General features: G+C 60.5%; 21 protein-coding genes. 5 read left to right on the top strand and 16 right to left on the bottom strand.

Annotation, left to right across the window (positions count from 1 at the left end):
• The first annotated feature begins 113 nt into the window (after positions 1 to 113).
• From exbB to EET67_RS02235, 5 genes are all read left to right on the top strand, one after another.
• Complete coding sequence (gene exbB, locus EET67_RS02255; protein WP_128624681.1) at positions 114 to 1013, top strand: tonB-system energizer ExbB; 900 nt, start codon at positions 114 to 116, stop codon at positions 1011 to 1013.
• A gap of 11 nt (positions 1014 to 1024) precedes the next feature.
• Positions 1025 to 1474, top strand: coding sequence for a TonB system transport protein ExbD (gene exbD, locus EET67_RS02250; RefSeq protein WP_128624560.1), 450 nt, complete (start codon positions 1025 to 1027; stop codon positions 1472 to 1474).
• Positions 1471 to 2409 carry an energy transducer TonB gene (locus EET67_RS02245; RefSeq protein WP_128624559.1) on the top strand — a complete coding sequence of 313 codons (939 nt, stop codon included), beginning with the start codon at positions 1471 to 1473 and terminating at the stop codon, positions 2407 to 2409. The genes exbD and EET67_RS02245 overlap by 4 nt, the downstream gene beginning before the upstream one ends.
• 196 nt (positions 2410 to 2605) lie before the next feature.
• Entirely contained in the window at positions 2606 to 3382 is a 777-nt protein-coding gene (locus tag EET67_RS02240; RefSeq protein WP_128624558.1) for an ABC transporter substrate-binding protein, read from the top strand.
• A 406-nt stretch (positions 3383 to 3788) separates the two neighbouring features.
• A complete protein-coding gene (locus EET67_RS02235; RefSeq protein WP_128624557.1) occupies positions 3789 to 4184 on the top strand; it encodes a hypothetical protein in 396 nt (131 codons plus the stop codon).
• 212 nt (positions 4185 to 4396) lie between these two features.
• Here EET67_RS02235 and EET67_RS25525 read toward each other — a convergent pair whose 3' ends face one another.
• The 16 genes from EET67_RS25525 to EET67_RS02165 form a co-directional block, all read right to left on the bottom strand.
• The gene (locus EET67_RS25525) at positions 4397 to 4549 is read right to left on the bottom strand and encodes a hypothetical protein (protein ID WP_165899764.1); all 153 of its coding nucleotides are present in this window, start codon (positions 4547 to 4549) and stop codon (positions 4397 to 4399) included.
• Positions 4546 to 5139 (bottom strand): deoxynucleotide monophosphate kinase family protein, encoded by a 594-nt coding sequence (locus EET67_RS02230; RefSeq protein WP_128624556.1) that lies wholly within the window; start codon positions 5137 to 5139, stop codon positions 4546 to 4548. The genes EET67_RS25525 and EET67_RS02230 overlap by 4 nt, the downstream gene beginning before the upstream one ends.
• Complete coding sequence (locus tag EET67_RS02225) at positions 5136 to 5417, bottom strand: hypothetical protein (protein ID WP_128624555.1); 282 nt, start codon at positions 5415 to 5417, stop codon at positions 5136 to 5138. The genes EET67_RS02230 and EET67_RS02225 overlap by 4 nt, the downstream gene beginning before the upstream one ends.
• A 115-nt stretch (positions 5418 to 5532) precedes the next feature.
• Positions 5533 to 6036, bottom strand: a complete 504-nt coding sequence (locus EET67_RS02220) for a nucleoside triphosphate pyrophosphohydrolase family protein (protein WP_210211085.1) — start codon at positions 6034 to 6036, stop codon at positions 5533 to 5535.
• Positions 6036 to 6422: a CAP-Gly domain protein gene (locus EET67_RS02215; RefSeq protein ID WP_210211084.1), complete on the bottom strand. Its 387-nt coding sequence runs from the start codon at positions 6420 to 6422 to the stop codon at positions 6036 to 6038. Before EET67_RS02215 ends, EET67_RS02220 begins: the two co-directional genes overlap by 1 nt.
• Positions 6419 to 6769: an HNH endonuclease signature motif containing protein gene (locus tag EET67_RS26565; protein ID WP_425359496.1), complete on the bottom strand. Its 351-nt coding sequence runs from the start codon at positions 6767 to 6769 to the stop codon at positions 6419 to 6421. The genes EET67_RS02215 and EET67_RS26565 overlap by 4 nt, the downstream gene beginning before the upstream one ends.
• A 191-nt stretch (positions 6770 to 6960) precedes the next feature.
• Positions 6961 to 7635 carry a DUF1937 family protein gene (locus EET67_RS02205; RefSeq protein ID WP_165899762.1) on the bottom strand — a complete coding sequence of 225 codons (675 nt, stop codon included), beginning with the start codon at positions 7633 to 7635 and terminating at the stop codon, positions 6961 to 6963.
• A gap of 33 nt (positions 7636 to 7668) precedes the next feature.
• Positions 7669 to 8376 carry a metallophosphoesterase gene (locus tag EET67_RS02200; protein WP_128624552.1) on the bottom strand — a complete coding sequence of 236 codons (708 nt, stop codon included), beginning with the start codon at positions 8374 to 8376 and terminating at the stop codon, positions 7669 to 7671.
• Complete coding sequence (locus EET67_RS02195; RefSeq protein WP_210211083.1) at positions 8373 to 9590, bottom strand: oxidoreductase; 1218 nt, start codon at positions 9588 to 9590, stop codon at positions 8373 to 8375. Before EET67_RS02195 ends, EET67_RS02200 begins: the two co-directional genes overlap by 4 nt.
• A gap of 41 nt (positions 9591 to 9631) precedes the next feature.
• The gene (locus EET67_RS25520; protein ID WP_165899761.1) at positions 9632 to 9790 is read right to left on the bottom strand and encodes a hypothetical protein; all 159 of its coding nucleotides are present in this window, start codon (positions 9788 to 9790) and stop codon (positions 9632 to 9634) included.
• A complete protein-coding gene (locus EET67_RS02190) occupies positions 9787 to 9987 on the bottom strand; it encodes a hypothetical protein (RefSeq protein ID WP_128624551.1) in 201 nt (66 codons plus the stop codon). Before EET67_RS02190 ends, EET67_RS25520 begins: the two co-directional genes overlap by 4 nt.
• Entirely contained in the window at positions 9984 to 10181 is a 198-nt protein-coding gene (locus EET67_RS02185) for a hypothetical protein (protein WP_128624550.1), read from the bottom strand. The genes EET67_RS02190 and EET67_RS02185 overlap by 4 nt, the downstream gene beginning before the upstream one ends.
• A gap of 51 nt (positions 10182 to 10232) precedes the next feature.
• Positions 10233 to 10874, bottom strand: a complete 642-nt coding sequence (locus tag EET67_RS02180; protein WP_128624549.1) for a S1 family peptidase — start codon at positions 10872 to 10874, stop codon at positions 10233 to 10235.
• 219 nt (positions 10875 to 11093) lie between these two features.
• On the bottom strand, positions 11094 to 11369 hold the full coding sequence (locus EET67_RS02175) for a hypothetical protein (RefSeq protein WP_128624548.1): 276 nt from the start codon (positions 11367 to 11369) through the stop codon (positions 11094 to 11096).
• Entirely contained in the window at positions 11366 to 11881 is a 516-nt protein-coding gene (locus EET67_RS02170) for a hypothetical protein (protein WP_128624547.1), read from the bottom strand. Before EET67_RS02170 ends, EET67_RS02175 begins: the two co-directional genes overlap by 4 nt.
• Positions 11878 to 12612 (bottom strand): hypothetical protein, encoded by a 735-nt coding sequence (locus EET67_RS02165; protein WP_245450664.1) that lies wholly within the window; start codon positions 12610 to 12612, stop codon positions 11878 to 11880. Before EET67_RS02165 ends, EET67_RS02170 begins: the two co-directional genes overlap by 4 nt.
• Positions 12613 to 12726: the final 114 nt, after the last annotated feature.

Genomic DNA, 12726 nt, shown 5'->3' with positions numbered 1-12726 from the left:
TGACCGGCCCATTGATCAGGCTTGTTAGTTGAGTATAAAAGTCAAGAAATAACCTCAGGAAGCGTACCGTGATCAAAATTGTCGCCGCCTTGCTGTTTGCGGCATCATTGCTGATGAGCCCCGCGATCGGGACAGCACAGGATATCCAGCCGCAAGCGCCCACCCAGGCCGACTCCACATCAGTGCCGGCCGTGCAAGCCCCGGACAGCGGCAATGCCCAGCCGGAGCCTGCGGGCGCGCAGCCGGAAGCCGTCGAACCGGCCATCCAGGCACCGGCAGAGGACGCCACACAGCCTGCGGCCGACATGGTCCTGCCGCACGACCTGTCGCCCTGGGGCATGTTTATGGGCGCCGATATCGTCGTCAAGGCGGTCATGATCGGCCTCGCCTTCGCCTCACTGGTGACCTGGACAGTATGGCTTGCCAAATCGCTGGAACTCGCCGCGGCCAAATTGAGGGCGCAGCGCGCGCTTCGCCGCATCGTGGAGGCCCGCAGCCTGGTGGAACTCGTGCCTGGCATGTCGAGCCAGAGCGATCCGGCCGCACTTATGGTGCAGGCCGCCCGCCATGAGGTCGAACTTTCAACCGAAGCGCTAGACCATGCAAAGGGCGACGGGCTGAAGGAGCGGGTGACGTCGCATCTGTCGCGCATCGAGGCGCAGGCGGGACGACGCATGGCGCGCAGCACCGGTGTATTGGCAACGATCGGCTCGACGGCCCCTTTCGTGGGCCTGTTCGGCACGGTGTGGGGGATCATGAACGCCTTCATCGGCATTTCGGAAGCGCAGACCACCAATCTGGCCGTGGTGGCGCCGGGCATCGCCGAGGCATTGCTGGCTACGGCGCTCGGGCTTGTCGCGGCGATACCGGCAGTGGTGATCTACAACGTCTTTGCCCGTTCGATCGCCGGCTACCGGCAGGTGCTGGCCGACGCCAGCGCCGGCGTGGAACGGCTGGTGAGCCGTGACCTCGATTTCCGCGCCTTGCCGCGCAGAGCCATGGCGGCTGAATAAGGACACGGGCCATGGCAGGCAGAATCAGGGAACGTGCGGGCGATGATCTGGAGGAAACCCACGAGATCAATGTGACGCCGTTCATCGACGTCATTCTTGTTCTCTTGATCATCTTCATGGTGGCGGCACCGCTGGCCACGGTGGACGTTAATGTCGATCTGCCCGGCTCGACGGCCCAGGCAGCACCACGACCGGAAAAGCCGATCTTCCTGACGCTGAAGCAGGACCTCGCACTCGCCATCGGCAATGAGGAGATCGCGCGCGATACATTCGGCACAACCCTCGACAGCCGCACCGGCGGCGACAAGGAAACACGCATCCTGCTGCGCGCGGACAAGGCAGTGGCCTATGGCGACCTGATGGAGGTGATGAACCTTCTGCGTGCCAGCGGCTATCTCAAGGTGGCGCTGGTCGGCCTCGAAATGGTGCCGGGCGCCGAGGCCTCGGCGGCAAGCCAATGAGAAGGGCACCGGGCATCCTGTCGCTGCGCGAGGCGGCACTGTGGGGCAGCGCAGCACTTTTCATGCTGGGAGCACATGGGCTGGCAGCCTATGCGCTTCATACCTCGCAAGCCGAGCTGCCCATCGATGCGGCCGAGCAGGCGCTTGAAATCGACCTCACCCCGCTTCCCATGACGCTGCCGGATGCGGTGGCATCCGATGCGACGCCACAGGAGACTGTCGAGGATACAATCGAGCCGGTCGAGGAAGTTGCGGAGGCAGCCGAGGAGGTGGTCGAGCCGACAGAAAGCGCTGAAGCAGAGATGGTAGAACCGCAGGAAGAGCCGCTGGAGACGGCTGCACTGCAACCCGATACGATCGAGCCGGTCGAGGACGTGCAGCCAGAGGAAGTCGACCCGCAAACCGTTGAACCTCTGGTCGACGAGATAGAAGTTCCGGATGTGGTGACACCCGAAGTGGTGGCGACGCTGCCGCAGAAGCGGCCGGTCATCGAAGACAAGCCGAAGGAAAAGCCTGCGCCCAGGAAGCCCAGGCAGGTGGAGAAAAAGCCGGAACGCAAGGAACCGACACCAAGAACGGCGGAGGCCAAACCCACGCCTTCCGAGCAGAACTCGCGCAGCAGCAAGGCCTCCAAGGCGCCTTCAGTCAGCCCGGCGCGCTGGCAGTCGCGCGTGCTGGCGTGGATCAACCGCCACAAGCGCTATCCGCGCGGAGCAAAATCGCGCGGCGAAGAAGGGATGGTGCAGGTGAGCTTTGCCATCAACGCGTCGGGCTCGGTCGTCTCGGCCCGGATCGCTAGCTCGTCGGGCAATGCGGAACTGGACAAGGCCGCGCTTGAAATGGTGAACCGGGCCTCGCCGGTGCCTCCCCCGCCACCGGAGATCGCCTCCAGCCGGATGAAGCTTTCGCTGCCCGTCCAGTTCAATCTGCGCTAGCGGCAGCGCTCCCATCACAATAATGCACCGGTTTTGCAAGAAATCTGGCGAAACCGGTTCGGCTGGTGCAGATTACGACACCGCGCCCAACTGGACGCGCAAGGTTCTGGGACCACGCGACAGCTCTTATGCCATGGCGCGCGCCCGCAGATGTCGCCCGGTTCATCCCAAGGATGGGCCATCAATGGAGGATTCGATGAAACTATCCCACTATGCCGGCCCACTGGCTGCAGCCATTCTGGCGCTTGCGCTCGGAACGGCATTTGCGCAAGACGCCACCAAGCTCAAAATCGGCACGGAAGGCGCCTATCCGCCCTTCAACAGCCTGACCGCCGACGGCAAGCTGGTCGGCTTCGACGTCGACATAGCCGAGGCGCTGTGCAAGCAGATGAAAGTTGAATGCGAACTTGTGACACAGGATTGGGACGGGATCATTCCTGCGCTGCAAGCCGGCAAGTTCGACGCCATCGTCGCTTCGATGACGATCACCGATGAACGCAAGAAGCAGGTCGACTTCACCAACAAATATTACGTGACGCCGCTGGCGCTTGTCGCAGCCAAGGATTCCGACCTGACCTCGACCGAACCGGCCGCCCTTGCCGGCAAGACGGTCGGTGCCCAGGCCTCGACCACGCAGAGCATCTATGCAGACGATTTCTATGCAAAGGCCGGCGCGGACGTGAAGCAATACCCGACGCAGGAAGAAGCCATGGCCGACCTGACCAATGGCCGCATCGACGCCGTGGTCGCCGACAAGTTCGTTCTGGTCGACTGGATGAAGACCAACGGTCAGGATTGCTGCAAGATGATCGGCGACATCAAGGGCACCGACTCCGAAACCGGCATAGCGGTGCGCAAGGGCGACGACAAGCTGCGGGAAAATCTGAACGCGGCCATCGACGCGATCGTTGCCGACGGCACCTATGGCAAGATCGTCGCCAAATATTTCGACTTCGACATCTACGGCGATTGAGAACTGTTCCTGCAGCCGGCCTGCGCCAAGACGTGCAGGCCGGGATTTCCCCGGACCAGGCAAGGCGATGCGGCAAGCCAAGCGGCGAAGCCGGACAGGCGTGTTTTCTGCAGGATCGTGGGGGGCGACCTGGTGCTGCGAGAGAGGATTGAACTCTCGACCTCTCCCTTACCAAGGGAGAACTTGGAGGTTGCTACGCCTTATACTGCAACGGTTTCAAAAGTGGAGTCGAAAAAGTGTGTTTTATTTTGCACATCCACCCGCTTGCTACCGCACGACCCACAATCCGTAACGCGCAAAGGAATAGCGACAGCCACCACGCAAGCGAAGCCCGTAGCCCGCCGTGTGCGGGCTTTTCTTTTGCCTGCCGTTACCGTATATCCGCGCTATAAGCGGAGACATAAACATGGCAGTCGACGACATAACGAAACTGCGCCCGGAACTGCTGGAGAAGAGTCCTGCGGAGCTAAGGCGGCAGCGGGACGAGATTGACATGGCGCTAGCCGAACTGGAACGCGAAGCCGAAGTTAAGGCCAAGGCCGCGCTGGCCGACGAGGCTAACCGCCACATCGAGGCGATGCTCGCTAGCGCGAAGTTCCTGCACGACAACGGTATCCTGCCGCCCCGGCTGGTCGACGCGCTGTCGCGTAACGACGGACAGTTCAACCCGGCGACGTTCCTGCGCACAGTCAGCGCGGAGCAACTTGTGCCGCGTGCCGCTAGACCTACCGGCGAGAAGAAGAGGCGGCGTGTGCGGGATGCTAGTGGGAATTTGGTGCCGAGCAAGGCGTCACAAAAATAAAGGGCGCCGAAGCGCCCTAATGTAAAGCCTTTCGTCTATGCTCGATTGCGGCGTGCCGCAACCCGGCAGCGCTGGCGCTATGATGGACCGCTGCCTGTTTGGCCCGCTCGCGAATGTCCGCCGCTATGCGCGGTTCGTCCTTAGCAATAGCCATGCAGCCTCTGTAGTTCTTATCGTGCCATTGGGCGGCAAGCTCGTAGGCGGCGGCGAGGTCAATAGTGCCCGGCATCGCGATCAGCCTTCCGTGTCGGAGGTCCATACTTTTCGAACAGCACAGAATCGCCCGTCGGGTATTTCTTGTACAGCAGCGCGCCGTTCATATAGATCAGCACCTCTCCGCTGGCCGCGGTCTCTTTATAGATCATGCCGCCACCTCACGCATCACCCAGTCGAGGTTTTCACGCAGTCTGTCTATGCCGTGGTGGTTGCCGATCATCGCATCCGCCTCCCAATCCACGCTCTCCGAAGCATGGCCACCGGCCAAGCCCCCTCGCCCCGCCAGCCGGACAACAACACCGCCCAGCTTGCGCACCGCATCGGCCTCGTTGGCGAAGCGGCAGTCGTCGCAGACGACGCGCCCGCCTTCGTCCAGCACCTCAAGTGCGGCCCGCTCCCACAGGCCGACCCAGAAGTGTGGGCCGATGCAGTCCCTGCCGAACTCTGTTCCAAGGCGCTGCATGAACTGGCGCGGCGACTTGCCTTGTAACCAGTCCAGCGGGCGCTCTTTCAGGTCACCCTCGATGTGTTCGTCTGAAAGGCCAACGGCGCGGCACATGGCCTTAAGCGGGCCGGCGAACTTGATGCGTGTGTAACCCTTGCTGGTGAGGTAGTCCGCAGCGGTGGACTTGCCGCTACCAGCGACGCCGGTAAAGGCAACCACACGCGGGAGATTATCATTCGCAGCAAGCGGCTGGCGACCCCATGGTGACCAGGCAGCGGTGTTGGTGGGGGTCATGACTGTTGCTCCGCAAGGGCTGCGTCTATCATGGTTTCCCATGTGAACTTGTCGCTCTCGAAAGGACCGGATTCGAACCTCTCATCGGAAATGATGGCGTTATCTGCCGACCTCAACATGAACATCGTCGGCTCCCGCATTGCCTCGATGGCGGCGCGGGCGTTGTCGCAGTAGTTGCCCTGCATGGCTGGCGACAGCTTTGCCCAAACATCGTTGTCGCCAAGGAAGTCGCTGGCGCAAATAGCCCTCGCCACCTTCTCAATCATGCTTTCAGCCATCACGCCCTCCTCTCATTCGACAGAAACAGCGACGTGCGCTTGAACGCATCAATGCCAACTTCCTTGATTGCTGCCACGACGGCAGCCATCAAGGCTTCTCGTGTTTGGGTGGCCATCAATACGCCTTTCCGCCCGTAGCAGCGCGGGCTTCCGCCTTATGGTCGGCGCGCACATCGTTGTAGGCATCCTTTTCCATGGTTGCGCCGCCAAGGTCCAGGCCAAGGAAACCGGCCATATCGAAAATGCGAATGAGCGCATCGCCAAGTTCCACCTCGATCATCTTGCGGTGGGGCAGTTTGTCGTCCATCAGGTTCTTGCGGTGACCCTCCATCGCCTCTGAAAGCTCGCTAACCGCCAGCATCAATTTGCACGGCACGACAAACGGATTGGCGCGATCGGACTCGGACCACCAGCCATTCGCGGCTGACTTGCCGTGGAAGTAGCGCACCAGGTCGTTGATGGCTATTGCGCGCACTTTCGCCGGCACTTCTAGATTGGGCTTGTTGTCGTTGTCGTAGAGAATGGCGCCAAGAGCATCGGCGTCCACGGACACCTTCTCTGTCAAGCGTGTCTTGTGGAAACTGTGCTTCAAGTTGGCTATTGCGTCGTCTCTATCCATCACACCACCTCCTTCTCACGTTTCGGCGCCTTCTCTGGCGGCAACGGCTCGTCCCGAACCGGCCCTTCTGGGGCATCAATCTTATAGTCGGGGTCCGTGGCAATGCGTCGGAACAACGCGATAGGATCCTTCACCAGCGGACGAAAGCGGCGGGCGGCATAAGGAGCATCGGGAACGCCCCACGCCTCGCCAAACTTGCTGTCGACGCCTTCAAGCTTGACGCCAAGGTAGTCGCCAAAGACGTAGTGCGACGCCATGCCTACCCAACGGAGTCGGTACGTCTCCCCCTCTGTGATGTTCGCATCCTTAACCACACCGCCTCCAGCCAGAGGCACATTGTCATCGATGCAAACTACGTCCATCCCAGCATGGAAGTTGTATGTCATGCCGCAGCCCTCCCATGATTTGCGTGATACCCGTATTGCCTTTCCGCATCCTCTCTGGCGAGACACGCATGCTCGAATGACTTGAAAAGTCCCAAGGCTATCCTCTTTCCACGCACATTTATGTACGCTTGCCAGCAGTCTCCCCAGTGGTCTGTTCGATGCAACCTCGACACACCGACTCTCCCCGATGTGTTGTCGTTGGGACGGGCGGCATTTCTCATGTTCTCCGCCTGCGACACGTCTCTTAGGTTATCAATGCGATTGTTGAGGCCATCACCGTCAATATGATCGATTACATCTGGCCAGCAGCCTTTCTCAAGAAACCAGATAATGCGGTGAATCTTCATGGGGCGCCCAAATACCTCGCAGACACGATATCCTTGCCTGATGCTGCCAGCTTCCTTGCCTGCCCACCTTGTGTTCCACGTTCGGCGCTTCGCATCATCGGATTGGAACTCTGGTCCACGCTCTTTCCAGTACAATTTCCCCGCTTCCCGGTCGTAGCGGAACAGTTTACGCGCAGTGTCTAGATTCACCATCACGCCGCACTCCTCTTCCCTTCGCCACGAAGCCCCAGCACTTCGTCCATCGTCACCATGACGATCGGCTTGCCGGCCTCTTCGAAGCATTCGATTTCGTAAGTCAGCCCCACGCTGTCTTGCCAGCCATCAAGCTTGAGCACCACCAGCGACGAAGCTGCGTCGATGTACGGCTGGCACTGCCTCTTCCAGAACTCCCACTCGGCCGGCAGGTCACCCCAACACGCGATGCTATGTCCGTGCGGGATTGGCGCATAAACAACCAGCCCAATCTCCATCAGGCGGGCCGCAGCCATTGCGGCTTCGCGAGCAGCACGATGCAGACCGTGTTTGTAGAGGCTGTATGGTGAGCCGAGGTAGGTTATGCCGAGGGGTAAGCACTTAAGCCGGAAGCCTACCGTGCTGCGCCACTTCTCGTCGTCCCGTGCCTGTTGCCGGGCAACCGGCAGGTTGTCGTTGACCGCAACGATGTGCCGCGTCCCGTCAGCATCAACCTCCACGTCTGCTGTAGCCACAATTTCCCCAAACATCTCCATGTGCTCCGTGTCGTGCTCAACGTAGCTGCGGGCAACCGAGTCCCAGTGGAGTTTGGGCACATTGCGCGGATGGTCGTAGAGCGTGCCGCCGTTGACGGGCGGCGTGCCGGTATAGCCGCCTCCGGGATAGGTTCTCATATTCATCTCCTCTTCGTGGTGTTCGCCGCCCGGTTAGACGGCAACGACAAGCGCAGGATCAAAATCCGGGTTCTCGCCGGGATAGCCGTGCGGATTGCACAGCACTCTGGTTTCTCCGACCTGATAATCGAAACAGGTATGAACGTGGCCATGCACCCATAGCGCCGGCCTCCATGCTTCAATCTCCGCGTCCAGGGCGGAAAAGTAAGCATGGTTCAAAAGCTGCCCGGCATACTTCGGCGCGACCGATCGCTCGGACGGCGCGTGATGCGTCACCACCACGTCGCCGGGCCTCACGTTGACGTCCAGATACCGAACCGAAGCCTGATGCATCTTGGTCGCATGCGACGGCAGGAATCGCTGATATGGTTCCTTCGTCCACTTGATATAGCGATGGTCGTTCATGCTGCGGCGCGCAGTTTCTGCCGCCAGCGGGTTGTAGCCGTAATCGGTCCATAGCGTTGCGCCGTGGAACCGGATGCCGCCGATGGTGGCTGTGTCGTTGTCCAGCACCGTGACGCCGGGCAATGCCCGCAGGACGGCAAGCCGCTCCGCATAGGCGTAGCCATAGAACTCGTGGTTGCCGGGCACGAAGACCACAGGCAGTTGCCGGGCGAGCGCAACCAGAAAGTCGTCGTTCTGGATGTCGCCCGCCGCAATTGCCACGTCGGCGCTGGCGGGCGGCTCAAGATTGAACCGCCCGTGGTCCATGTGCGTGTCGGAGAAGATCCAGAGGTTCATGCGGCGACCGTCCGCGGCCCGTTATCATTCGCCGCCTGCATCTTGCTTGCGCCAAGCACCATTTCAGGCCGCAACGTCGACCGCCCGACTTCGCCGAAATCCTTGCTGTAGGTGATGCGCTTGGCCGACCTACCGGACAGCCACCCGCCGCCAGCAGAATGCGCGTCTGGTGCGGCAAGCGTCTGGTGGCGCTCCACGATCATTAGTGGTGTCTCAATCACTTGGTCGCTATGGCGATGCCCGCCGTGGCCGTAGTTGTAGCGGCAGCGCCCAAACATCTCGCGGAAGATGCCGGCGAATACGCGGTCGATGTCCTTCACGTCACGCTTGTGCATGTGGTGATAATAAAGTCCGGTTTGCCCCCACTGGAAAGCGTAATAGAGGCTTGGCGAATTATCGACGGTAATCCGCGGCTCAAGCTCGTACATCGCGGCCAGCATCTCGCGCAGCCATGCAGACGATGCCGGGTCGTGATTGCCCGAAGCCATGACGACATGCACGCGCTGGTGAGACTGCAGAAGCATGTCGATAATGCGCCGGATGGTTTTGATGACGACGCGAATTACCTTCTGCAACCGACTATCAGCGTCCAGCACATGCTTGTGTGCAGGAGTCACCGATTCCAGTGCGTCATGGTGCATCAGGTCTCCGAGTTGCGCTAGGATCGCCGTGTCGCCGTGCGGGGCCTGTGAAACGGCTGCGGAAAACCAATCAAGCAGAAGATGCTCGGCAATCCGCAAATCATAGTCTGCGCCGGTCTCTTCGCGCCATGACAGCATCCCGAAGTGGTTGTCTGTAACAGTGAACTGATTGGCGATCTCGGCTATGCTACCCCGAGGCGCCCGCATGATGTTGACGCGCGGTATCTCTTCCTTGAACGCATCCACCATGGCCCGCAGGGCGTCAGCCTGCGCCTCCGCACTCGCCCTCTCCATGATGTGCTGCGTGATGATGCGGCCTTCCGCATCAACTAGCGTCGTTTTGCCCTTCACCGGCAGCGTCGGCGTGTATTCCTCACCGTGTTCCTTGCGCTGCTTTATAAACGTGCCGTTCGGCGTCTCGGTCAGAGACTCGATGCGATACCCGGGCATCGTCTCTCTGCCAGGCGCGACAAGCCCGCGCTCCGCGGCGCGCTTCATTCGATTTTGAAACGTCGAGCGAGCAATGCCTAGCCGGGTTGCGGCTTCGCTGTCGCTGTCGCAAGCCGCGCGCATGATTGCCGCCTCAAGCGCGAGGTCGTTTGAAATTTGTGGCTTCAAGTGGTGGGCTCCTTAACAATGCGGTAGGCGAGCGCCGGAACTGCCGCCATCTTGCTGCGCAAGAATGCGGCACGAAGAATCGGGCGGCGCTCCTCCTCGGTCATTTCGCCAATGGTCTTGTTTGTGCCGTCAGCGCGCTTGGGCCAGTCGGTCATGCTGGCTCCACCCAATGCGTTCCAGCGCCGTAATCATTGTTCATCTGGCGCGCCAAGCGAGAAGCTCGGCGCTTGGTCATTGGGCGACAGCCCTTGAACTGTCGCGTGCTTCCGGTGTACGGCGTGTCGCGTCCGCTATCCCAACTCCAGGCAACCTCGTAGCGGTTGATGCCCAATAAGTCGCGCAGCCAGTTCATGATTGCGCCCCCTTCTTCGCCGGGTCGTCGAGATAGTTCATAAGCCCCGCAAACGACGCAAGCGACAGCGCGCCCAACAACCCGCCGCCTATCAGGCCAAAATAGTGAAATCCGAGGACTATAGCGGCAATTATGCCAATGCCTACAGCGACAAGGATTAGCGTCCCGAAGAACGCCACAAAGAACCGTTCCATAGTGATCTCCCCAAACGAAAAATGCGGGTGCCCCGAAGGACACCCGCTTGATTATGCGCGCCCAAGCACGCGGCAGATTTCAGTCGAAGGCACCATGTACGTGTAAGCGAACGTACCGCGCGTGGTGACCATGCCGGACACAAGAATGCCGCGCACAGTGTAACCATTGCCGTCATAAACTGGTCCGCCGCTGACGCCGGGTGCAGCCGTAGCGTCCAGAGTTACAAGCACACGCCACTGACCGTTACCATCGAGGTTTTCAAAACAGGTCTTGCCGAAAGCGCTAACCTTGCCCCACGTAACGGCGAACTCTACCGCGCTTGGGTTGCCCTCGATGCGGATGGCGTCGCCAATGCTCGTCGGTGCGCAAGAAAGAGCTGCCGCCTTGGCTTCTAGGCTCGTCACATGCACGAGCGACACATCGCTGGCATGGTTGTACCAAAGAACCTCGCCGTCGCGCTCCTTGCCGTCCTGCGTGCGAACAGTAACGGTCCTGTAGCCTTCGGTAACGTGGCCGGCCGTAATGACGAAGCCGTTGCCAATATGAACGCCGGAACCATGGCCGCTCGCCATAAGAACCTTGACCGTTGGCGATGCTTGTGCTGGAGCCGCCGGTGCATTGTAGGCGGCAAGCGGAAAACCGATAGCCGCAGCAACGGCAACAAGCGCCGCTGTATTGCGTAGCCATTTCATGAGGATGTCTCCTCTTGCGCCCTACGACTATTGCCGCTAGCGCCTGCGCTACTGGTGTAGCGCCGTGTGGTGGTGCAGCCGCTTGGCGACTGGTGGTGCGGTTGGTGAGGCCGCACATGGCCGACTCGCTAGGCCACGATCTATTTGTATGTAGCGTCAAACGCGGCTGCAACAAAAATTATTCGGCGTCAAGGATGTTTTTAGGAACAGCGCGTAGAGTCAGGAGCGCGAGCGTGGTGTGCGCTCAAACGCCCTGTCCAGCCGCTCGCTGATACCGTCGATCCGGTTGCCGATACCCTCGATAGCCTTCATAATCTGCGCCGTCTGCTCGGACATACCGGCCTTGGTCACATAGGACTCGGCAACATGCAGCTTATGCGCGGCCAGATCGTCGCGCACCTTGCCTATCGAACCACTCCACCACTTGTACTGTCCGAACAGCGCGCCGGCCAGCATGACCAGAAAGCCAATGGCACCCATCAGTTCTACGGTCATTTGCGGCTAGCCCGCCAGCCGTCAACAGCAGCCTTGGCGGTATGCCCGCCCATGTAGAGGCCGGTGTAGGTGATAAACAGCGTTACGAACGTCGGAATGTCCAGCACCAGCACCAACGGGCTTGTCAAAAGGGCGTTCAACAGCGGCACCACAACGCCGTAGTGCGCGGTCAGAGCGAGAAACAGCCACATGCCGAACGGGCGCCAGGCCCAAGTCCACGTCGGGCCACCTTTGTCGCGCTCTCCGGCAATGGTTTCATTCATGAGCCGCTGCGACTCGACATACTGCGCCAGCAGGTCCGCGGCGATTGGGTCCGCGGCAACCAGTGCTTCTTGCACTTTCTCGGGCGGCTGGTCTTGGATTTTGGCCGCGGGCACGCCAAGCTTGCCGGCCACGACGTCGACCACTTCACCGGCAAGCTTGCCGCCATCGCCGAACTTGTCGGCGAAAATGCTCTTAATGACTGGCACGGCAACACTGCCGGCCAGATCCAGTAGAATGGCTGGAATCATTTTACGTCTTTCTGTGTGCGGCCGAACCAGCGCTGAAACCATGCGGCTAGCAGCGCCCAAAGGTTGGGCTTGGTGTGTGGCGTTGTAGGCAAAGTGGCTGGCGCGCCTACAACGCCATATCCCAGCGCCTTCAGGCTCGCGTCGTAATCGCGCGCGATAGCGGCGATCGACGCCGCCTTGTCCGTGCCGTTGATGATGCGGCGGGCACTGGTGAAGTCGGATTTCTGGAGCGTGATGTACCTGCCCAGTGAATGGCGGCCAGCCTTGTCTCCGGCAAACCAGCCGTCCTTCATGCCGGCAACCAGAATCGGTGCGGCATATTCGGGCTTTAACAGTAGGCGCGGATTGGCGACGAAATCCACGCCAAGCTTCTTGCCGACCTTCTCGTAATTCTCGCGCCAGGTCAGTTGAACGTAGCCCATACCCACGTATGGCCAATATTTCTTGCCCTTGAGATACTTTTCCCCGCCATATTCGCGCACCGGCTTCATGGTGCGGGCCGTCTCCCAATATGCCGTCGCCAGCACATAGGCGGCCTGATTGCGCAGCAAGCCGCGCTGCGCACACTCGGCAATGATCAGCCGAGTGTCACCAAGGTCTAGATTCATGGGTGGTTCCTTAATTTGCGCACCCTTTGGCTTGCCGCCGTCCCGCGCCTGTTCCATCGCGCAAGCTCGTCGGCGCAGTGGTTCGGACTTGTGAACCAGCCAACCAAGCGGCAGAATCGGCATTGCGTGCCGCGCTCCACCGCTATGCGGGCGCACAGGGTTTGGCCGGGCTTGCCTCCCAAGGCGCGATTCAAGACACGGGACAGGCGGCCAAGGATGCGCAGCATCGCCGCGCCG

Origin of the sequence: Borborobacter arsenicus, assembly GCF_003934165.1 — a bacterium.
GTDB lineage: Bacteria > Pseudomonadota > Alphaproteobacteria > Rhizobiales > Rhizobiaceae > Pseudaminobacter > Pseudaminobacter arsenicus.
Note: the sequence above shows the minus strand (reverse complement) of the source record. Positions and strands in the feature narration are given on the sequence as shown.

Coding starts and splice junctions, on each gene's coding strand:
- exbB (WP_128624681.1), top strand. CDS start 114: ATGAGCCCCGCGATCGGGACAGCACAGGATATCCAGCCGCAAGCGCCC.
- exbD (WP_128624560.1), top strand. CDS start 1,025: ATGGCAGGCAGAATCAGGGAACGTGCGGGCGATGATCTGGAGGAAACC.
- EET67_RS02245 (WP_128624559.1), top strand. CDS start 1,471: ATGAGAAGGGCACCGGGCATCCTGTCGCTGCGCGAGGCGGCACTGTGG.
- EET67_RS02240 (WP_128624558.1), top strand. CDS start 2,606: ATGAAACTATCCCACTATGCCGGCCCACTGGCTGCAGCCATTCTGGCG.
- EET67_RS02235 (WP_128624557.1), top strand. CDS start 3,789: ATGGCAGTCGACGACATAACGAAACTGCGCCCGGAACTGCTGGAGAAG.
- EET67_RS25525 (WP_165899764.1), bottom strand. CDS start 4,549: ATGATCTATAAAGAGACCGCGGCCAGCGGAGAGGTGCTGATCTATATG.
- EET67_RS02230 (WP_128624556.1), bottom strand. CDS start 5,139: ATGACCCCCACCAACACCGCTGCCTGGTCACCATGGGGTCGCCAGCCG.
- EET67_RS02225 (WP_128624555.1), bottom strand. CDS start 5,417: ATGGCTGAAAGCATGATTGAGAAGGTGGCGAGGGCTATTTGCGCCAGC.
- EET67_RS02220 (WP_210211085.1), bottom strand. CDS start 6,036: ATGGATAGAGACGACGCAATAGCCAACTTGAAGCACAGTTTCCACAAG.
- EET67_RS02215 (WP_210211084.1), bottom strand. CDS start 6,422: ATGACATACAACTTCCATGCTGGGATGGACGTAGTTTGCATCGATGAC.
- EET67_RS26565 (WP_425359496.1), bottom strand. CDS start 6,769: ATGAAGATTCACCGCATTATCTGGTTTCTTGAGAAAGGCTGCTGGCCA.
- EET67_RS02205 (WP_165899762.1), bottom strand. CDS start 7,635: ATGAGAACCTATCCCGGAGGCGGCTATACCGGCACGCCGCCCGTCAAC.
- EET67_RS02200 (WP_128624552.1), bottom strand. CDS start 8,376: ATGAACCTCTGGATCTTCTCCGACACGCACATGGACCACGGGCGGTTC.
- EET67_RS02195 (WP_210211083.1), bottom strand. CDS start 9,590: ATGCGCGCGGCTTGCGACAGCGACAGCGAAGCCGCAACCCGGCTAGGC.
- EET67_RS25520 (WP_165899761.1), bottom strand. CDS start 9,790: ATGACCGACTGGCCCAAGCGCGCTGACGGCACAAACAAGACCATTGGC.
- EET67_RS02190 (WP_128624551.1), bottom strand. CDS start 9,987: ATGAACTGGCTGCGCGACTTATTGGGCATCAACCGCTACGAGGTTGCC.
- EET67_RS02185 (WP_128624550.1), bottom strand. CDS start 10,181: ATGGAACGGTTCTTTGTGGCGTTCTTCGGGACGCTAATCCTTGTCGCT.
- EET67_RS02180 (WP_128624549.1), bottom strand. CDS start 10,874: ATGAAATGGCTACGCAATACAGCGGCGCTTGTTGCCGTTGCTGCGGCT.
- EET67_RS02175 (WP_128624548.1), bottom strand. CDS start 11,369: ATGACCGTAGAACTGATGGGTGCCATTGGCTTTCTGGTCATGCTGGCC.
- EET67_RS02170 (WP_128624547.1), bottom strand. CDS start 11,881: ATGATTCCAGCCATTCTACTGGATCTGGCCGGCAGTGTTGCCGTGCCA.
- EET67_RS02165 (WP_245450664.1), bottom strand. CDS start 12,612: ATGCCGATTCTGCCGCTTGGTTGGCTGGTTCACAAGTCCGAACCACTG.